At 68.3% G+C, this 20,124-nt stretch carries 15 protein-coding genes; 9 read left to right on the forward strand and 6 right to left on the reverse strand.

The features are described from left to right. The first annotated feature begins 59 nt into the window (after nucleotides 1-59). From QHF85_RS22100 to QHF85_RS22120, 5 genes are all read left to right on the forward strand, one after another. Complete coding sequence (locus tag QHF85_RS22100) at nucleotides 60-1,910, forward strand: bifunctional acetyl-CoA hydrolase/transferase family protein/GNAT family N-acetyltransferase (protein ID WP_281329247.1); 1,851 nt, start codon at nucleotides 60-62, stop codon at nucleotides 1,908-1,910. A gap of 266 nt (nucleotides 1,911-2,176) precedes the next feature. Further along, the gene (locus QHF85_RS22105; protein ID WP_281329248.1) at nucleotides 2,177-4,933 is read left to right on the forward strand and encodes a PAS domain S-box protein; all 2,757 of its coding nucleotides are present in this window, start codon (nucleotides 2,177-2,179) and stop codon (nucleotides 4,931-4,933) included. Nucleotides 4,934-5,026: 93 nt separating this feature from the next. Beyond that, a complete protein-coding gene (locus QHF85_RS22110) occupies nucleotides 5,027-5,980 on the forward strand; it encodes a GH116 family glycosyl hydrolase (protein WP_281329249.1) in 954 nt (317 codons plus the stop codon). 109 nt (nucleotides 5,981-6,089) lie between these two features. Continuing rightward, nucleotides 6,090-7,391, forward strand: coding sequence for a hypothetical protein (locus QHF85_RS22115; RefSeq protein ID WP_281329250.1), 1,302 nt, complete (start codon nucleotides 6,090-6,092; stop codon nucleotides 7,389-7,391). 111 nt (nucleotides 7,392-7,502) lie between these two features. After that, nucleotides 7,503-7,865: a phage holin family protein gene (locus tag QHF85_RS22120; protein ID WP_281329251.1), complete on the forward strand. Its 363-nt coding sequence runs from the start codon at nucleotides 7,503-7,505 to the stop codon at nucleotides 7,863-7,865. Nucleotides 7,866-7,932: 67 nt separating this feature from the next. Here the strand turns inward: QHF85_RS22120 and QHF85_RS22125 are convergent, their stop codons facing one another. Both QHF85_RS22125 and QHF85_RS22130 read right to left on the reverse strand, forming a co-directional pair. Continuing rightward, nucleotides 7,933-8,205, reverse strand: a complete 273-nt coding sequence (locus QHF85_RS22125) for a YciI family protein (protein ID WP_281329252.1) — start codon at nucleotides 8,203-8,205, stop codon at nucleotides 7,933-7,935. A gap of 185 nt (nucleotides 8,206-8,390) precedes the next feature. Continuing rightward, the gene (locus tag QHF85_RS22130; RefSeq protein ID WP_281329253.1) at nucleotides 8,391-9,335 is read right to left on the reverse strand and encodes a LysR family transcriptional regulator; all 945 of its coding nucleotides are present in this window, start codon (nucleotides 9,333-9,335) and stop codon (nucleotides 8,391-8,393) included. Between the two features lie 66 nt (nucleotides 9,336-9,401). Here QHF85_RS22130 and gstA point away from each other — a divergent pair, with 66 nt between their 5' ends. Further along, nucleotides 9,402-10,019, forward strand: coding sequence for a glutathione transferase GstA (gstA, locus tag QHF85_RS22135; RefSeq protein ID WP_281329254.1), 618 nt, complete (start codon nucleotides 9,402-9,404; stop codon nucleotides 10,017-10,019). A gap of 73 nt (nucleotides 10,020-10,092) precedes the next feature. Here gstA and QHF85_RS22140 read toward each other — a convergent pair whose 3' ends face one another. Further along, nucleotides 10,093-11,517, reverse strand: coding sequence for an FAD-dependent monooxygenase (locus QHF85_RS22140; RefSeq protein ID WP_281329255.1), 1,425 nt, complete (start codon nucleotides 11,515-11,517; stop codon nucleotides 10,093-10,095). An 81-nt stretch (nucleotides 11,518-11,598) separates the two neighbouring features. Between QHF85_RS22140 and QHF85_RS22145 the strand changes: the two genes are divergently transcribed. After that, the gene (locus QHF85_RS22145; protein ID WP_281329256.1) at nucleotides 11,599-12,267 is read left to right on the forward strand and encodes a TetR/AcrR family transcriptional regulator C-terminal domain-containing protein; all 669 of its coding nucleotides are present in this window, start codon (nucleotides 11,599-11,601) and stop codon (nucleotides 12,265-12,267) included. Between the two features lie 144 nt (nucleotides 12,268-12,411). Beyond that, nucleotides 12,412-12,942, forward strand: coding sequence for a hypothetical protein (locus tag QHF85_RS22150; RefSeq protein ID WP_281329257.1), 531 nt, complete (start codon nucleotides 12,412-12,414; stop codon nucleotides 12,940-12,942). 149 nt (nucleotides 12,943-13,091) lie between these two features. Here the strand turns inward: QHF85_RS22150 and aspS are convergent, their stop codons facing one another. Beyond that, nucleotides 13,092-14,897, reverse strand: a complete 1,806-nt coding sequence (gene aspS, locus QHF85_RS22155) for an aspartate--tRNA ligase (RefSeq protein ID WP_281329258.1) — start codon at nucleotides 14,895-14,897, stop codon at nucleotides 13,092-13,094. A gap of 212 nt (nucleotides 14,898-15,109) precedes the next feature. Between aspS and QHF85_RS22160 the strand changes: the two genes are divergently transcribed. Continuing rightward, complete coding sequence (locus tag QHF85_RS22160; protein ID WP_281329259.1) at nucleotides 15,110-18,148, forward strand: hypothetical protein; 3,039 nt, start codon at nucleotides 15,110-15,112, stop codon at nucleotides 18,146-18,148. A 426-nt stretch (nucleotides 18,149-18,574) separates the two neighbouring features. Here QHF85_RS22160 and QHF85_RS22165 read toward each other — a convergent pair whose 3' ends face one another. Continuing rightward, nucleotides 18,575-18,973, reverse strand: a complete 399-nt coding sequence (locus tag QHF85_RS22165; protein ID WP_281329260.1) for a response regulator — start codon at nucleotides 18,971-18,973, stop codon at nucleotides 18,575-18,577. 159 nt (nucleotides 18,974-19,132) lie between these two features. Then, nucleotides 19,133-20,122: a hypothetical protein gene (locus QHF85_RS22170; protein ID WP_281329261.1), complete on the reverse strand. Its 990-nt coding sequence runs from the start codon at nucleotides 20,120-20,122 to the stop codon at nucleotides 19,133-19,135. Between the last annotated feature and the right edge of the window lie 2 nt (nucleotides 20,123-20,124).

Here is a 20,124-nt window from a genome sequence, read left to right on the forward strand (position 1 = left end):
GTCGTATCGGCCCGAGCTCGCTGCTGCCGAGAATTTGCTGAACCTCACGGAGGTAGGACGTGGACCCGACATGCTGGCAACAGCGCTTCTCCGACAAGATCACGACTCCCGAAGGCGCAGCGCGCTCCATCCCGCGCGGCCGCCGCATTCTCATCGGCTCGGGTGCGGCTGAGCCTGCGCGGCTCGTCGAGGCCATGGTCGAGCATGGTCATCACCTCGAAGGCAATGACATCGTCCACCTCCTCACCCTGGGGCCCGCCCCCTACGTCAAAGCTGGGCTCGAGCGCCGCTTCCGCCATACGGCGTTTTTCATCGGGCCGAACGTGCGAGACGCGGTGGCCGAGGGGCGTGCCGATTTCATGCCGGTCTTCCTGTCGGATATCCCCGAGCTCATCCGCTCGCGCCGCGTGCGCATCGACGTCGCGCTCATCCAGGTGTCGCCGCCCGACGCGCACGGCTACGTGAGCCTCGGCGTCTCCGTGGACATCGTGCGGGCCGCGATCGACGCCGCCGATCTCATTCTCGCCGAGGTCAACCCGCGCATGCCCCGCACGCATGGCGATTCGTTCTTGAACATCGATCGCATCCAGCACCTCGTGCCCGTCGACGCGCCCTTGCCGACACGCGCGGCCGAGCCGCTCGACGAGGTCGACCGCGCCATCGGTCGCCATATTGCCAGCCTCATCCCGAACGGTGCCACATTGCAGACCGGCATTGGCAGGATCCCCGATGCTGCTCTCGCCGCGCTCGAGGAGCATCACGACCTCGGCGTACATACCGAGATGTTCTCCGATGGCGTGATGTGCCTCGCGCTTCGCGGCGTGATCAACGGTCGCAAAAAAACGCTCCTGCCTGGCAAGCTCGTCACGTCGTTCGTGATGGGCAGCCAGGCGCTCTACGACTGGGTACATGACAATCCCGTCGTGGAGATGCGCCCCTCGGGCTTCACGAATGACCCATTCATCATCGCCGAGAACGACATGATGATCGCGATCAACGCGGCCCTGGCCGTCGATCTGACCGGCCAGGTGGCAGCGGACACGCTGATGGGCCGCTTCTTCTCGGGCATCGGGGGCCAGGTCGACTTCATTCGCGGTTCGGCGCGCAGCCGCGGCGGCAAGCCCATCATCGCGCTGCGTTCGACGGCCAAGGAGGGGCAAGTGAGCCGCATCGTGCCGGGGCTCGAGCAGGGCGCCGGTGTCGTCACGAGCCGGGGCGACGTGCACTATGTGGTCACGGAGCACGGCGTCGCCGATCTCTGGGGCAAGAACATCCGCCAGCGCGCGCTCGCGCTCATCGATATCGCGCACCCCGATCACCGCGCCGACCTGCTCGCGGCGGCCAAGCAGCGCCGCTACGTCTTCGGCGACCAGGCCTGCGCGCGCTCGGCGTACCCGTGGGAGGAGGCGCGGCGCGAGACACTTCCGGGCGGGCATGAAGTGCTCGTGCGCCCGCTGCGCATATCGGACGAGGACGGGCTGAAGGATCTCTTCTACCGCCTCTCCGACGAGAGCACCTACCAGCGTTTCATGAAGTTCAAACGCTCCCACCCGCACGAGGAGCTGCTGCAGCTCGTATGCCTCGATTACGAGCAGAACATGGGCCTCGTGGTGATTCACAGCGATAGCGGCTGCGAGGAGGTCATCGGCCTCGCCCGCTACGACGTGGCCCCGGCGACGCGGAGGGCGGACATCGCTTTCGTGGTGCGCGACGAATGGCAGGGGCGCGGGGTTGGCACGCTGCTCATGCGGCGCATGGCCGAGGTGGCGCGGGCACGCGGGGTCACGGGCTTCTTCGCGGACGTGCTGGCGAGCAACAAGCCCATGATGGCCATTTTTCACAAAAGCGGGCTGCCCGTGAAAGCCAGCCTGCGAGAGGGCGTCTACCATGTCGAGATCGACTTCTCATGAGCGGGCGCCCTCCGAGGTCGAGCGCGTGGAGCCATAACATCGTTTTCCCTCCCCGGGCCGCTCGCTGCGGCCATCCCCGTACCCATCGTGCCAAGATCGGCAGAGTCCGTGGGCAGTACGAGCAGGGAATCCCATCCGCCGGGCGAGAGCGCCCGGTGGATTCTTGCGTCCGACAAACGTTGCCGGCGTGACATACAACCTCGAGCGTGTTGTACTGCGAGAGTTGCCTGCGCACTCGTCCGCGTGGGCGAACCCGGCAGGAAAATATGACGGGGGTCGACAAAGGTATCATTTCTTTCCACGAAGATCCGTATTGCGCCCTCGCGTCTCGCCTCCTCGGACGTGGGCTCGAGCGGAGGGACGCGCACCGGCTCGCCATCGAGCTCGTGGCCTCGGCGCTCGGCGCCTACGTGACGCTTTTCTACGTCCCGAGCGAGGACGGGCAAACGCTCGTCGTGTCCGCGCATCACGGCGCCCCCGAGGCGCTGCTCGCCCGCGTCGGCTCGCTCCCGCTCGAATCCGCCGCCCTGGCAGCACGAGTGGCTCGCACGCGGAGGGCCATGGCGATCGACGGCGAAGTCGAGGACCGCCCCTTCGACGTCGGCGTGGCCGCCGAGCTCGGCTGCGGCCCGAGAGCCCTGGCGGTGCCCCTCGTGGCCGAGGAGCGCGAGCTCGGGGTGCTGGTTTGCTTCCTGCGGCAGGCCGAAAACGGCCCGGATCGGATGCTGCCGATGCTGTCTGCGCTCGCCGCACTCATTGGAGCCTCGCTCGCTTCCACGCGTCCGGAGAGCGCCGAGGTCGAGCGGAAAAACCGAAAATACCGCGGCCTGTTCCAGAATGCGTTCGACGGCATTCTCGTCGCGGACGACGAAGGGCGCCTGGTCGACGTCAACCCGCGCGCCTGCGAGCTCTTCTGCGGGACGCGAGACGAGCTTTTGCAGCGGACCGTATTCGATCTCCGGCCGCCCGAGATCGGGGCCAAGCTTCGGGAGAGGTGGGCCGCGTTCCTCGCGTCGGGGCGAAGGCGGGCCGAGGGGCCGTTCCGGCGCGTCGATGGCAGCACGTTCGTCGCAGATTTCACGGCGCAGGCGCATTTCGTGCCGGGCAGGCACGTGGCCATCATCCGTGACGTCAGCGCGCGCAAGCAAGCCGAGGACGCGCTGCGCCTGAGCCAGGAGCGCCTCGCCCGCGCCCAGCGGATCGCCCAGATCGGGAGCTGGGAATGGGACATCGACACGAACGAGCTTTTCTGGTCGGACGAATGTCATCGCCTCTTCGGCCTGACCCCCGCGGCCGGCCCCAAGACGTACGAGGAGTTCCTCGCGCTCGTGCACCCTGGCGATCGCGCGGACGTGGACGAGGCGGTCCAGCGCGCCCTCCGCGGGACCAAACCGTATTCCATCGACCACCGCATTCTCACTGATGGCCAGGAGCGGATCGTGCACGAGGAATGCGACGTGATCTGCGACGAGGCGGGTCACCCGATTCGCATGTGCGGCACGGTCCGGGACGTGACCGACCAGCGCCGCGCGGAAATGGCGCTCCAGAAGAGCGAGCGGCTCCTGCGGCAGGTGCTCGAGACGCTCCCGGTCGGGGTATGGGTCATCGACGACCGCGGGACCATCCTCCTCGGCAATTCCGCCGGGAGACGTGTATGGGCCGGCGCCCGGTACGTCGGTATCGAGCAATTCGGCATTTACAAGGGATGGTGGCTCGACACGGGAAGACCCATCGCGCCCGAGGACTGGGGGGCCGCGCGCGCGATACAAAAGGGCGAGACCTCGCTGAACGAGCTCATCGAAATCGAGGCGCTCGACGGCACGCACAAGATCCTCCTGCACTCGGCGGCGCCGGTGCGCGATGCCGAGGGGCGGGTCCTCGGCGCCGTCGTGGTCAACGAGGACGTGACCGAGCGACGCCGGCTCGAAGCGGAGCGCGAACGGCTCGTCCACGCCCTTTCGATGGAGCAGCGCTGGCTCCGGACCGTGATCGAGCGCTCGCCCATTGGAATCGTCCTCTGCAAGGTCGACAAGGAGTCGGAGTTTCGCATGAACCAGAAGGCCGAGGAGCTCATGGGCGTGGCCATGCCGACGGACGTGCGCCATCTCTTGCGGCAACGGCTTCACCTGCCGGACGGCTCGCCGATCCCCGAGGGGGATCTCTCGCTCGATCGAGCCCTGAACGGCGAGGTGGTCACCGGGCGGGAGCTGCTCATCCGGGCGCCCCACGAACCGGACGTGCCGGTGTTGACCAATGCGTCGCCCATTCGCAACGAGCGAGGCCGGATCCTCGGGGCCGTGGTGACCTACGAGGACATCACGCCGCTCAAGGAGCTCGAACGATTGCGCCAGGAATGGACGAGCGTGGTGGCGCACGACCTGCGCCAGCCGGTCGCGACCATCCTGATGCTCGCCGGGGGCCTCGCGCGCTCCTGCGCCGACGCCACGGCGCGCACCCGCGGCGAGCGTATCGTCGGGAGCGCAGCGCGGCTCAGCCGCATGATCGGCGACCTGCTCGATTTGTCGCGGATCGAGGCGCGCAGGCTGGAGCTCTTGCGCACGCCGACCGATATCCCGGCGCTGCTCGCGCGGGTCATCGAGGCGAGCGGCAGCCGTGAGCGCGTGACGCTCTCGATCCGCGGCGAGCTCCCGGCGCTCTTCGTGGACGCGCAACGGATCGAGCAGGTCGCGGAGAACCTCCTGTCCAATGCGATCAAATACGGCGAGCCGGGGACGCTGATCGAGATCCTCGCGGAGCGGCGCGGCGACGAGGCGGTGGTGACGGTGCGAAATCAGGGGCCAGGCATCACCCCGGAGGACATGCGCACCCTGTTCGAGCGATTTCAGCGAGGGCGCGCGAAAGGCAGCGCAATCAAGGGGCTCGGGCTGGGGCTCTACATCGTGCGGGGTCTCGTGGAGTCGCATGGAGGGCGGGTCTTTGCCCACAGCGTCCCCGGGGAGACCACCACGTTTTCGTTCTCTTTGCCGATCGAGGCCGGTCCCACGGGAACGGACGTGGGCTGAGGGCGGCGCGGACGCAACGCAATTCAGCGCGTGAAGAAGCGGTTGTGAGGGCAAAGCGGACGAGCCAACTCGACCCGCTGCTCGTGGCTCGTCATGATGGAGCGACGCGAATACCTGCGGAACGCGTGGCGAATCCGAGTCGAATACAGCGCGCACGTAGCCGTGATGATGTGGACGCTCGTTTCCCGGCACATCTCTGGAGAACACATATTCAATGGAGAATACTACGTCCAGAAGGTGATCTGGGAAGGCCTGCGCGACACGTCCTTCGCCGAGAGCATCGCGAAGGTGGACGAATCGAGCGGGGAGGTGCAGCGCCTGCTGAAGGCCGAGGGGCCGAAGTATCAGTACGGGAAGGGCTGCCTCTCGGACGGCGTCATCGGCGCCTGGATGGCGCGCATCTATGGCATCCACTCCCCGCTGAACCGCGCGAACGTGGCGAAGAGCTTGGCTGCCATCTTCCGCTACAATTTCCGCGCCGACCTGTGGGAGCACGCATGCACCCAGCGCCCTGGTTATGCCTGGGGCCACGAGCCCGGCCTGCTCCTCTGCTCCTGGCCGAACGGCGACAAACCCACGCTCCCCTTTCCCTATTCGGACGAGGTATGGACCGGCATCGAGTACCAAGTGGCGTCGCATCTCATCGAAGAGGGCCTGGTCGACGAGGGCCTGACCATCGTCCGGGCGGCGCGTAGCCGCTACGACGGGCGCACGCGCAACCCCTGGAACGAGTACGAGTGCGGCAACTACTATGCGCGCGCGATGTCCAGTTACGCCCTCATCGGCTCGCTGGCTGGCTTCGCCTACGCGGCGGCCACGCGGACCCTCCGGCTGGGGCCGCGCCTCGCCGGCCGGCCTTTCCGCACCTTCTTCAGCACCACGACCGGCTGGGGGTCGCTAGCGCTCGACGGTGACGGGCTTTCGATTGAGCTTGCTGAAGGCGAGCTCGCCGTCGAGAAGCTGCTCCTGACGCTCGACGGGAAGACGTGCGAGCTCGCGTGCGGCATCACGGCCCGGGCGGGAGAGAGGGCCGTGGTGGCGGTGTAGGCGCGAAGGCGCCCGGATGCGTTCGACGTCCCATGCGAGCAACCAGCTCGCGCGGCGAGTTGGTGCGCTGGCCTTTACGCCGCGTCTCGAGGCTTGCTACTGGCAAGTCATGGAACACACGAGATTTTTGGGAGATCGTCCTCGGGCCATCACTGCCCTCGCGCTCGGCGTGGCTGCGCTGGTGGTGGGCTGCTCAGGGGGCGGCGGGACATCGACGAGCTCGAGCTCTTCCGCGAGCTCGAGTAGCAGCACCGGGACGGGAGGAGACGGCGGCGCCGGAGGCGGCGTCGGGGGGGCGGGCGGCACAGGCGGCACGGGCGGCATGGGCGGCGTAGGCGGCGATGGCGGCGCGGGCGGCCAGCAACCCATGAAGCCCGCGGACTGTGTGGACCTCCCGCTCGCGGGCATCGAGCTCCTGAGCCAGCAGGAGAACACGTTCGACACCTCGGGCTCTGTGCCCACCATCCGCACGCCGAGCTCGCTCGCGAACATCTCCGGAGACCCCGCGCTCGTCGACCGGCTCCGGCTCTTCTTCGACGGCGCCCTCGACGTCGGCATCCACACGATGGACGGCGCCCCGACCCACGCGCTCCCCGATTTCAAGACGACGTTCGTCCCGACCTGCAACACGTGCGCCGTGTTCCAGGAGGACCTCGCGGAGGGCTCGTATCTCAAGACCTTCGCAGCCAAGTCGGGCGAGCTCGAGATCACCGCTCGCGTGACGCCGCACCAGACGGCCGGCGTCGCTCGGTATGTCGAGCTGCGTGAGGTCGTCAAGGACGCGATGACCGGCGTGTATGGCTGGGTCGACGGCGGCCAATGTTACTGGATCCAGGAGGCCTCCTATGACGTCCGCCGTCCCAAGGGCTGCGTCCCCTACACGGCGAACGCCTGTCCCGCCGACCAGTTCTGCATGCCCACCAACGCGGTCGGGACCGACGGCGAGTGCGTCACCGGCGGAGCGAAGGTCGAAGGCGAGGCGTGTACGCGGGTGAGCGACACGCAGTGGGACTCGGACTGCACGCTCGGCCTGCGATGCTTCGACGGCGGCATGGGCGCCATCTGCCACAAGGTCTGCGATCTCCACGCGGCGGCGCCTGACTGTCCGGCCGGGACCCACTGCGGCGGCGGCTACAACCTTTGCCTGGACGTCGCGATCCTTCAGAACAGCGGGATCGACGACGCGCTCCTCGGGGAGACCTGCACCATGAACCCCAGCGCGCTCTACTGCGGCGGGGCTGGGCAGCCAGGAATGTGCTTGGACGACGACGGCGACGCCGGGCCGATGGCCGCGACCTGCATCCCGTTCGCCTCTGCGCCGTCGCAGTGCGTCGCCCCCAAAACGGCGGGATACGTCGCCTACAAGGACGGCATCGACCAGTCGACGTTGTTCTGCATCACCCCTCCCTGAGCTGAGCCCCACGGCGAGCGTCGGGTTGTGCAGGGCGCGCATCTGCGTCAGAAAGAGGTCGGGACCGGCCCGCTCGACGGATGGGGGAACCGGCCTCCGGGAGAGACACTCATGTTGAAGACGTTCCTCAGTCAAGCGATCGCGGCGGGGCTCGCGGTCCTCGTCGCGAGCGCCATCGTGCCCGGCGTGCGGGTCCGCAAGGGCAACACGGCGATCGGCATCGCTGTCGCGTTCGCGCTGCTCAACCTCTTCGTCGGGTGGCTGCTCCGGGCCGTGCTCGCCGTCGTGCTCTTGCCTGCCGCCCTGCTCACGTTCGGCTTGCCCTACCTCGTGCTCGGCCTGATCGTGAACGCGATATTGCTTTATGTCACCGACAAGTTCATCGACGATTTCGAGATCAAGGGCTTCTGGCCGCTCGTCGGGACGGCCGGGCTGATCTCGGTCGCCGCGTGGCTTCTCCCGCGCATCTTTTGAGGGAGGGCGCGCCCGCGCGCGCAGAAGCGCCCCCGCTCGTGCGTACGTGGGCCCTTCGCCCGAACCGTCATTCCCCGGTCAGTACCTCATTCCATTCCTGAAAGTAGTACCGCGCGACGACGCCATGCAGAACGAACGGGTCGTCCTTGACGAACTCTTCAGCAGCTTCGCGCGTGGTGAAAATGCCGAGGGCTGCGACGGGTGGGTTTCCATAAGGCCCGGCCATCAAGAGCACACCGCGCTCATGAAACGCAGCCAGGCGTGCACGGTGGGCGGGGAAGTGCTCCCGCGCCTTGGGGAGCCCATCTGGCGCAGTCTCATAGAACATCAGGACCTTCATAGGGCAACTCACCGCCTTTCCGTGGGTGGTTTTGGTTTTTCTGGGTTTTGCCTAACGCCGGCTTCTGCCGCGCGTGGGGGCGTCATGCGCCCCCACGCGTCGGCCAGCAAGCCAGGGTTGGGCCGCACTGTCAACGAGACCGCGCGCGACCGGTGTCCTCGGTGCCGGGAATGTCGCACGGCGCGTCACGCGCCCCCCGCGGACGTCCGCGGAAGCGGCTTGGGCAGGCAGCCAGGCCACACCTCGAGGAAGTCGCGCAGCGCCGCGACGAACGTGCTCAGGCGCGTGGGCACGTGCTGGCTGCGGGGATACACCGCGTACATCTGCTCCGCGGGCATTGCGTACGCGGCGAGCACCTCCTCGACCTTGCCCTCGGAGATCGCAGGCGCGGCCAGGTAGTCCGGCAGGCAGCTGATCCCGCAGCCGGCAACGGTGAGGTCACGCAGCAGCGCCCAGCTGTTCGCGGTCGCGTGGCGGTGCACGATCGACAGCTTCGTGCCGCCGCGGGTGAAGCGCCACGTTGCCGCCTCGCGCCGGGTGCCCATCACCAGGCACGTGTGCCGCGAAAGCTCGCGCGGATGCGCTGGGACGCCGTGACGCGCGAGGTAGTCCGCGCTGGCCACGAGGCGACGCCGCGAGGGCGCACCGAGCTTGCGCGCCACGAGCGACACGCTGTCGCACGGCTCGACCTCGAGCACGACATCGAAGCCGTCGCGCACCGGATCGACACGCTCGGAGACGAGCTCGACCTCGACAGCGACGCCCGGGCACTCCTTCGCGTAGCGCCCGAGGACGCGCCCGAGCACCGCCTGCCCGAACTCGACCGGCGCGGCGACCCGGAGGCGCCCGCGGGCCTCGCTGCCGCGTGAGGACACCGCGCCCTCCGCCTCGGCAATCGCGTCGAGTCCGGCGCGCACTTTTTCGAGGTACTCGCGCCCCTCCTCGGTCAGGCGGACGCGCCGTGTCGTGCGCTCGAGCAGCCGGGCGCCGAGGCGCCGCTCGAGACGGCTGACCTGCACGCTGACGGTCGACACCGGCGCGGACAGAGCGAGGGCGGCGGCGCGGAAGCTGCCCGTCTCGGCGACGCGAGCGAAGGCTTCGATGGCGGCGAAGTCGGGGCGGCTGTTCATGGCGCTGGACAGAGTGATCAATCTTCCTTCATTGTTCAAGCTGCGGCGGCTGCCTAGACTGCGGGCATGACCGAGACGATGAAGCTTTTCTACACGCCTGGTGTCTGTTCGCTCGCGCCGCACATCGCGCTTCGTGAGGCCGGCGCGACGTTCGAGCTCGCGCGCGTCGACTTGAGGAGCAAGAAGACCGCAGACGGCGACGATTTCGCGCAGTTGAACCCCAAGAGTTACGTGCCCGCGCTGCTGCTTTCGGACGGCGCCTTGCTGACCGAGACAGCGGTCTTGCTGAACTACATCGCCGACACCTGGCCGGAGGCCAAGCTTGCCCCGCCGCGCGGCAATCTCGTGCGCGTTCGTTTCGACGAATGGCTGCAGTTCATTGCTACCGAGCTGCACAAGGGCTTCGCGCCTTTCACCCTGATGCCCAATGTGAGCGAGGAGTCGAAACGCTGGGCCGCGCAGCGCCTCGCGAGCCGCGTCACGCTGCTCGCCGAGGCGCTCGCCGATCGCCCGTTCCTCCACGGCGACGCGTTCACCATTCTCGACGCGTACGCGTACTTCGCGCTGCGAACGTATCGACACCTGCTGCGGGTCGAGCTGCCCGGCGCGCTTGGCGCATACGTCGAGCGGCTCTCCGCGCGCCCAGCCGTCCGCGCGGCGCTCACGGCCGAAGGCATTCCCTGAGCCGGAGGGGCTTTCCAGGCGTTCGATTTGTTGAATTGCGACGCCGCACGACCCCCAGCCTCACCCTTCCCGTTCAGGGCGCGTCCTTCCGCCACGCGATATACCCGTCGGGACGAATCAGGGCGGCGCCGGTCGATGTGAGGCCGAAGGCTTCGCGCACGTTCTCCGGCGCGTGGACGACGACGACACCAGGCTTTGCTCTCCACGCGTCGTTGGCCGCGACGAGGACCCAGCCGCGGCCGAACCAGTCGAGCGTCGAGCTGCCGTCCTCGAGCTTCACGTGCGGCGCGCGCGTACCGGGCTCGCCGCGCCATTCGTCGGGGCGCTTCGCTTCGGGCAGCGCGGGATCGGTCGCGAGCGTGCGATAGAGCTGACCGAGCTCGATGCCGGCCTCGTCGAGGATCGCGACGCCGTCCGCGAACCCGCGCGCGCGTTTTGCGTAATCGGGGCGCACGAACGTCTGTTCGAGGCGCGTCCACGCGGCCGGTCGTCGCTCGGCGTCGTAGGTGTCGAGGAGCGACGGCTCGGATGTACCCGAGAGGACTTCCTTCAACTTCCACGCGAGGTTGTGCGCGTCGTGGATACCGGTGTTCGCGCCGTAGCCGCCGCGCGTCGGCGGGAGCGTGTGCGCGGCGTCGCCGGCGAGGAAGACGCGGCCTTGCGAGAAGCGCGTCGCGACGAGCGCGGTGAGATCCCAGCGGCCGCTCGTCATGATCTCGATCGGGATGTCGTCCTTGCCGATGGCCTTGTTGATCGCCAAGCGGAGTGCCGCTTCGTCGCGCTCGAGATCGTCCTTGAACATGAGGACCCAGCGGCCGTCGCCGTACGTCGTGAGGAAGGCCTGGAGGTCGGGCTGGTCGATCTCGAATTGATGCACGCCCTTCTCGAGGTAGCTCTCGAGCGGCGCCTTGAAGAGGACGCTCCGCATCGTCTCGAGCGGGCCCGGGCCTTTGCGCGGAATGCCGAGCGCCTCGCGGACGGGGCTCTTGTTGCCGTCGCACGCGACCATGTAAGAGGCACGCATCATGTACACGCGGCCGCTCTTGTCCCGGAGGTGAGCGGTCACGCCGTCGTCGTCTTGCTCGAACCGAACGAGCTCGGTGCCGAGCCGGATGTCGGCGCCACGCCGCTTCGCTTCGTCGCGGAGGATCGGCTCGAGCTTGTCCTGAGCGATCGCAGCGCCGCGGAACGGGGAGTCCTCGGTCATCGGCTGGGCCTTGGGCGTCCACGCGCTCTCTTCGTGCCACGTGCCGGCGAGGCTCTCGACACGCGCCCGCTTCAGGCTGAAGCCGGCGGGGATCGCGGGCAGCTCGATGCCGACGAGATGGAGGAGCTCGAGCGTGCGCGTCGTGAAGCCGACCGCGCGCGGATGCGGATGGCTCGCGAGGTGCGGCTCGACGAGGACGCAGGGCACCTCGTGCAACGCCAAGAAGAGAGCGGTGGAGAGGCCGACGAGGCTTCCGCCGACGACCAAAACAGGAGTGATTTCAGTGCTCATGAGGGACTTTCTGGTCTTTGGAGGCGCGCTTGCCGCCGTTAGGACTTGCTTCGATACAGTGTATCGATACACTGTATCGGCATGGGACGGTCTGCAAGCGCGACGAAGAAAAAAACCTCGAGGGTCGATCTCGTTCCGCTGACGCGTGAGGTGATCGTTCGCGCGGCCCTTGCGCTCGCGGACAAGGACGGCCTCCACGCGGTGTCGCTTCGCAACGTCGCGAGCGCTCTCGATGCGGGACCGATGCGTCTCTACGGGCACGTCGAGGACAAAGAGGAGCTCCTCGCGCTGATGGTCGACGAGGTTTACGGCGAGCTTTCGGCTCCGACGCCGGGCGATTGGCGCGCGGCGCTCCGCTCGATCGCGGAAGGACTGCGCGCGGCCGCGCGGCGGCACCCGTGGTTCATCGGGCTCCTCGGCGGAAGGCCGCATCTCGGCGCGAACGCGTTCGCGTACATGGAGGCGTCGCTCGCGTCGCTCGGCGGCGTCGACGTCGACGACGCGATCGGCGCCCTGCGGCTCGTGAAGGCTTACGCGATCGGCGCGATCCAGAGCGAGGCCTCGGACTTGGGCAGCGGCATGAACCAGGCGGAGTGGCAGACCGCGAGCTGGCCCTACGTCGAGCAGATGATCTCGACCGGCAACTTCCCGATGATTGCGAAGGTCGTTCGCGACGCGAAGCATCCACAAGACACGTTCGAGCGCGGCCTCGAGACCGTGCTCGACGGCCTCGCGAAGCGACTTGGCTAATGCGCGGCGCGGCCATGCCGAGACAACCTGGCGCATTTGGGGGCGACAAACGACACCTTGTCACCCGTCCGCGGCTCTGGCGCGTTTTTCCTCCTGGGATCGTGCCGTGCATCGGCTGGCATCAATCGTGCACTCGCGCTGGCCATGCGCTTTGCAGAGTGGTTCTTGGTTGGTTTGGCGGCGCTCTCCTTCGGTTGCGAGGGCGAGCCGGGGCTCGATGCTTGTCCGGGCCCGGAAAAGCTCGACACATCGCTCGTTCAGTCGACGTTCCTGCTGCCCGACGAGGGGACACCGAACAACAATGAGGCCATTGGGCCCTTTTGTTGCACGGGGGTCACGGCGACCATCGAGGCCATCGAAGGCCATCCTGTTGGATATGCCTACTTCTTTGGCTGGACAGGGCAGGCGTACAATGGGGGGGATGGTGATTCGTACGCGCCCGGCGTGGAGATCCTGATCGCGGGGCTCGAGGACGTGCACGATCCTCAGTCGGCGCTCGTGGAGAGTGTGATCGCGATCGACGGGAGCGAAATGGATAGATGCACCGAGCGTTCGGTGAAGGCCGGTCAGCTCCGGTTCACGGTGACGCTCCTCAACGTCACGAAAAACCACAAGCCAGACTACTTCGACATGGGATCGCTCGAAGCGAGGCTCGACGTCTCCGTGGAGCCTTGAGCGGCGAGGGGGTTCTGGTCTTGTCCAAGCCCGTCGTAGAAACCGCGCATCGCGCGGTTTCTACGCTTTCGGTCCAGGCCGCGCTTGGTCCGGGGTGAAGGGGGCGGACAGCCCCCTTCTGGGGTGCGGGGCGACGCCCCGCGTCCGGCTCAGACCTTCTTCAACTGCACACCGAGCTCGTCGAGCTGCTCGGGGGCGACGCCGGTGGGGGCGTCCGTCATCAGGTCCGTGCCTTTTTGTGTCTTCGGGAAGGTGATGACGTCGCGCAGGCTGCTTGCGTTGCAGAGGAGCATGGCCAGGCGATCGAGGCCGAAGGCGATGCCGCCGTGCGGGGGCGGGCCGTAGCGGAATGCGTCGAGGAGGAAGCCGAACTTCGCGCGGAAATCTTCCTCCGAGAGACCGAGTGCGGCGAAGACCTTGGCTTGCACCTCGCGCTGGTGGATACGGATCGAGCCGCCTGCGATTTCGTTGCCGTTGAGGACGAGGTCGTAGGCGCGGGCCTCCACGCGGCCGTTGTCCGTGCCGAGGTATTGCACGTGCTCCGGCTTCGGGGACGTGAACGGGTGATGTGCGGCGACCCATTGCCCGCTCTCGGCTTGCTCGAACATCGGGAAATCGGTGACCCAGAGGAAACGCCACTGTCCTTCGGGGATGAGGCCGAGCTTGTGGCCGAGGTGCAGGCGCAGGCCGCCGAGCACTGCGTTCACGAGCTTGAACGAGCCGAACTGGAAGAACAGGAGGTCGCCGGTGCCGGCGCCGAGCGCGGCGTTGATCGCGGCGCGTGCTTCGGGCGTCACGGTCTTGCTGAGCGGCGACTGCGTCCACTCGCCGCCTTCGCCCACGCGCGCGCGTGCCAGGCCCCGCGCGCCGAATCCCTTCACGAACTCCTCCAGCTTGTCGGCCTCCGTGCGCGACAGCGACGCGGCCTCCTTCGCCGGGATCCGCAGCGCCTTGATGATTCCCTTCTGGTCGAGCGCGCCCTTGAAGAGCGGCACGCCGCCGCCGTCGAGCGGGCGGAGGATCTCCGTCAGATCGGCGAGCTCGAGGCCGAAGCGCAGGTCGGGCTTGTCGGAGCCGTATTTGAGCATCGCGTCGTGGTAGCTCATCCGCTGGAACGGGCGCGGCAGCTCCACGTCGAGCACGTCCTTCCAGATGCGGGTGATGAGGCCTTCCATCGTCGTGTGAATGTCCTCCTCCGTGATGAAGGACATCTCCACGTCGACCTGCGTGAACTCGGGCTGACGATCGAGCCGGAGGTCCTCGTCGCGGAAGCAACGCACGATCTGGAAATATCGCTCGAAGCCCGCGACCATGAAGAGCTGCTTGAAGATCTGCGGCGACTCGGCGAGCGCATAGAAGTTGCCGGGATTCAGCCGCGAGGGGACGAGGAAGTTTCGCGCGCCGCCGGGGGTGTACTTCACCATGAAAGGCGTCTCGAGCTCGGTGAAGCCCTCGCCGTGGAAGTAATCACGCGCGGCGCGGTAGAGCTTCGAGCGCACCAGGAAGTTTCGCTGCAGCGCGGGCCTGCGCAGATCCAGGTAGCGGTGCTTCAGCCGGATTTCTTCGCGCGTGTCGATGTCGTCCTCGATCAGGAAGGGCGGCGTCTCCGAGCGCGAGAAGATGTGGAGCGTCTCGGCATTCACCTCGACCTCGCCGCTCGCGAGCTTCGGATTGGGCTGCCCGCCCGACGAGACGCGCGTCACCACCTTGCCGGCGATGCCGATGCAGTACTCCGAGCGCAGCTCGCTCGCGAGCTCGTGCGCTTCCTTCCCGATCTCCGGGCCGAAGACCACCTGCGTCAGGCCCTCGCGATCCCGCAGATCGATGAACACACGGCCGCCGTGGTCCCGGCGATGCGCCACCCAGCCCATCAGCACGACGTCTTTGCCGACGTCGCTCGTGCGCAGCGCGTTGCAGGAGTGCGTGCGCTTCTTCTCCACCAAAAATTCCGACATGGCGGCGCAGCATAGTCGTTCACGCCGCTACATCAACGGGGCAGGTAGCTCGCAAGTGTACTTTTTCGTGATCTTCCCAACGCGACCTGGAGCACCTGCGTAGCCAAAGCCGACGCGTCCCCGCCGTAAGGCGTCGCTCTGCAAGAGCGGCTTTGGTAAGATGTCCGCTCGTCCAGAGTGTAGCTTTTTCCCTTCACGATACGGGGTGAAGAATGTTGGCAGCGAAGCGATGGTGGTTTGCTCTTCCGGTCTCGCTGGCGGCAGCGTGCGGGGCGGACGACAGGGGCCCGCAATCGGGGGATGCTTCCCTTTCGGCGCAGGCGAAGGAGCCCCCGGCGGGGGAAGCGGTGGATCACGCGGGGCTGCGCGCGGCCTACGTGGCGGCGGTGCAAAAGGACGCCTCACCCGCGTATCGCCTGGAGCGCGGCGCGAAAGGCGCGATTTCCGCCCGGAACCCGGCGCAGGGCCTCTCCGCGGAGCTCTCCGCGGCCGGCGTGCGGGTCGCGGTGGATGCGCGCGCCGATCGCCCGTTCGAGCTTTCGCTCGATGCCGTGGGCTGCGAGGGGGACCTCGCGCCGGCCGCCGCGGCTTCGCCCGAGGCGAGCGGCAATCGCGCCGAATATCGACGCGGTGACGTCGTGGAGTGGTATTTGAATGGCCCGCTCGGCCTGGAGCAGGGCTTCGATCTCGCGACGAGGCCCGCGTGCCGCGAGGACGGCGGCGGGGCCGTGACGCTCTCGATGCGCGCCGAGGGGCTCTTGCCCGAGCTCACGGCCGAGGCGGACGCGGCGCTCCTGCGCGACGAGGCGGGGGAGGTGATCCTCCGCTACACCGACCTCTACGTCACGGACGCCCAGGGCCGCGTGCTCCCGTCCTTCCTCTCGGCGGAAGAGGGGCGGCTCTCCATTCACGTCGACGACACCGGCGCGATCTATCCGATCGTGGTCGACCCCATCGTATGGTCCGAGACGCAGAAGCTTTTGGCGAACGACGCGGCGGCGGACGACGCGTTCGGGTATGCCGTGGCGATCGACGGGGACACGGCCGTCATCGGCGCGCCGGACGACGACGACGCGGTGAAGGGCGTGGACGCGGGCTCGGCGTACGTGTTCCTCCGGAACGCCGCGAACAACACGTGGACGCAGTCGCAAAGGCTCCTCTCGAACGACGCCTCGCTCACGGCCGGCGATCGGTTCGGCCGCGCGGTCACCATCTCGGGCAACATCATCGCGGTCGGCGCGCCCATCGACAACGCGAGCCGCGGCGTGGTCTTCGTCTACCAGCGGACGGCCTTCGGCTCGAATTTCGCGTACCTCCAGAAGATCACGGCGGCCGACGCGGCGTCGGGCGACCGGTTCGGCTCGTCGGTCGCGCTCTCGGGCACGACGCTCGTGGTCGGCGCGCCGTTCGACGACACCACGCCCAACACCGATTCCGGATCGGCCTACGTCTACTTGAAGGGCGCGACCACGTTCGCGGCGCAAGGCGGAAAGCTCACGGCGGGCGCGGCGGCCGCGACGCAGGACGAGTTCGGCACGTCCGTCGCGATCTCGGGCGATACCATCGTCGTCGGCGCGTACGGCGACGACGACAATGGCTCGGTGTCGGGCTCGGCGTTCGTGTTTTTCCGGACCGCCGGCACCTGGGCGCAACAAGCGAAGCTCGCCCCGCCCGACGGCAAGGCGAACGATTGGTTCGGCTACTCGGTCGCCGTCGCGGGCGACACCGCCCTCATCGCCGCGCCGTTCGCGCTCGCCTCGCAAGGCAAGGCGTATGCGTACACGCGCACGGGTGGCGTCTGGGCGCAGCAGGCGCAGATCCTCGCGATGGACGGCGACGGCGGCGATCAGTTCGGGTATTCCGTGTCGCTCGTCGGAGACACGGCGGTCATCGGCGCGCGGTACGACGACCCGCAGTCGACCGGCTCGGCGTACGTGTTCCTGCGGACCGGAGGCGTCTGGGCCCAGGAGAAGAAGCTCACGGGCTCGGACGCGGGGCTCGGAGATCAATTCGGCCACGCGGTCGGCGTGAGCGGCTCCTGGGCGATCGTCGGGTCCGAGTCGCACGACGGCCCGGCCGCGAACACGGGCGCCGCGTACATGTTCACGCCGCAGAACAAGCTCGACATCGGGCAGGCGTGCCAGGTCGGCAAGGACTGCGCGAGCGGCTTCTGCGCCGACGGCGTCTGCTGCAACACGGCATGCGGCGGCAGCGCAGCGGGCGATTGCCAGGCCTGCAACCTCGCGGGCGCGATCGGCACCTGCACGCCTTCCGCAGCCGGCACCGAGTGCCGCATGGCGGGCGGCGCCTGCGACGTCGCCGAGATGTGCGACGGGACGAACACGGCCTGCCCCGCCGACACGAAGGTCGCGGCGGGCACCGAGTGCCGCGCCTCGATCGGCGGCTGCGATCCGGCCGAGGCGTGCGACGGCGCGAGCAATGATTGCCCGGCGGACATGTTCGCCGCAGGCGGCAGCGTTTGCCGCGCGGCCGTGGGCGCGTGCGACGTCGACGAGATCTGCGACGGGTTCACGCCGCTCTGCCCCGGCGACAACCTCGTCCCGGCCGGCACCGAGTGCCGCGCCGCAGCGGGCGGCTGCGACGTGGCGGAGAAGTGCGACGGCGCGAACGGCGCTTGCCCGGCGGACGCGAAGGTCGCGGCGGGCTCCGAGTGCCGCGCGGCGGCGGGCGCTTGCGACGCGGCGGAGGCATGCGACGGCGCGTCGAGCGATTGCCCGGCGGACATGCTGTCGAGCGCCGGCACCGAATGCCGCGCGGCAGCGGGCCTCTGCGACGCGCCCGAGAGCTGCGACGGCGCGACCGTGGATTGCCCGACCGACGCGTTCGCGGTGGCGGGCGCGGAATGCCGAGCGGCGGCAGGTGAATGCGACGTGGCCGAGGTGTGCGACGGCGCGACGAGCGATTGCCCGACGGACGGCCTGGTGCCCGACGGCACGAGCTGCACCGACGGCACCTGCCAGGTGGGCGTCTGCGAGACGGGCGAAGGCGGCGCAGGCGGCGGCGGCGGAGCAGGCGGCGCCGGCGGTGACGGCGGCAGGGGCGGCGCAGGCGGTTCGGGCGCGAGTGGCTCGACCGGCACGGGCGGCGGCCCGGTGGTGGACGACGGCGGCTGCGATTGCCGCGCAGCAGGCAGCACGCGCGGTGACGCGGGATCCGCGGGCATCGTGGGCCTCGCGCTCGGCCTCGCGGCGTTCGTCCGGCGCCTGCGTTCACGGCGCGTCGGGGTCTAGTCGGGGCGCCGCGCCGGGGCGCTGCCCCGGGCCCCGCGGGGGCTCTTCGCCCCTCGACCCGAACCAGGGCCAGCCCTGGACCTCTGGGCATCGACTGCGCGAAGCGCAGTCGATGCGGGGAAAGAGTTTGAAGCTGTTCGCCCCCTCTTTGCAGCGCAAGCCCTGGACCTTTTGGGGACGAACTGCGCATCGCGCAGTTCGTCCCACAGGCCGTTGAGACGGCGTTGCCGGTTGAAATGTCAGCGCTGCTGTCTTGGTTGGCAGGGTCGCTCGTGGTCTTGCCTCGGCCCGTTCGATGAACTGCGCAATGCGCAGTTCATCGACCACGAGTCCAGCGCTTGCGCTGGTCCGGGTCCAGGGGCGGACAGCCCCGGTGGGGCCTGGGGCAAAGCCCCAGCGCAACGGCTTCGGGAGGAAAGGCTCTTCTCAGCCCATCGCCGGCGACGGCCGCCGCGACGGTTTTCGCATGGCGAGCCCGGCGACGCGCCCGGCGAGCTCGGTGTCCGACACGCTCTTCGATGCGTACCCGTGGGCACCCACGCTCATCGCGAGATCGGCGAGCTCCATGTCCGACCTGTCTCCGACCAGCATGATCCGGGTTTGTCCGAGCCCGAATGCATCGCGGATCATCTTCACGAGCAGACCGCCGTCGAGCCGGGGCATGTCCACGTCGACGAGCACGATCTCGCAGCCCGTCTCGCGGACTGCGTGCAGGCTGCCGAACGGTCCTTCGTGGAACCGCGCCCGCATGCCCGCCTTTTCCAGGCAACGCACGGCACGCTGTCCGAAGCTCGGGTCGTCGTCGATGATCAAAACGCGGGGCATGAACCGTTCTTTTGCAAGGAGCGGTCCATGACCGGGAGTCGCTGGAAATGCCCGAAAAGAAAGGGTTTCTTGAGGGCCCTTTGTCCAGGACGTCTTGCAGGGCTAAACGGCGGGCGCGCGGCTGCTTGCACTTTTGCGATCCCGCCGTGGGCGGAATGCTCAGAACGTCCCGCGTACGCCGGCCGTGCCGAGCCCGAGGACGGGTGACCACGTGATCGCGGCCTTTTTCTCGTCCTTCTTGGGCTTCTGCGTCGGGCCTGCGATGAGCAGTGGCACGCCCACGCCGAGCCCCACCACGCCGACCACGAGGCCCGCCGTCGTCGCGTAACGAAGCGCGTCGAAGAAGTCAGCGTCCGCGTGGAACTCTGGCTGACACGTCCGGTTCGGGCACTTCGACGTGAGCTCCTGCTCCTTCGAGAGCGCGAGCCCGCCCGTCACGCCGAACGCCACCATGCCGCCTGCGCCGACGCCGATTCCCACCCAGGCGATCGTCCTCCAGAAAGGATCCGGCTCCGGCGGCTTCGGCTTCGGCAGCGGCGGCAGCACGAGCACGACCTTCTCCGTCTGCTTCACGACGAGGTCGACCTTCTTCTTCACCTTCGTCTCGCCGCGACGAACCTCGACCTCGTGCTGTCCGGGATCGATCGGGCGCTTTTGCCCGAGCAGCGCCAGCGGGATCTGCGTGCCGTCGACGAACACCGTGATGCCGTCGCCGAGGGGACCCGTGACCTCGATCGTCAGGCTCGGGATGAGCGGCAGGAGCTCCTCTCGCTCCTTGAGCGCGTCGGCTTGCGCCTTGCGGAAGGCCGGCGTGACGGGCGCGCGCGAGAGATCCATGCGCGTCACCGCGAGGTAGCGCTCCGTGGCCTCGACGAGGCGGCCGAGCTTCACGAGGCTGCGCGCGGCGCGCAGGCCGAGCGTCGGCGCGGGGACGAGCTGATCGGCGAGGTTGAACTTCTCGAGCGCCTCGGCGTACTGGCCCTTGTCGAAGAGCACGATGCCCTCCTCGCCGAGCTTGCGCGCGGCGCTGCGGGTCGCGAAGTCCTGCCCCGAGCTCACGGCCGGCGCGAGCCATGTGAGCGCGGCGAAGGCGAGCGTGAGGCACGTCCGGAGAGGCGCTCGCGTGGGCTTCGGGGGAGGGCGGTTCATCG

It is taken from the genome of Polyangium sp. 6x1 (assembly GCF_029946515.1).
GTDB lineage: Bacteria > Myxococcota_A > Polyangia > Polyangiales > Polyangiaceae > Polyangium.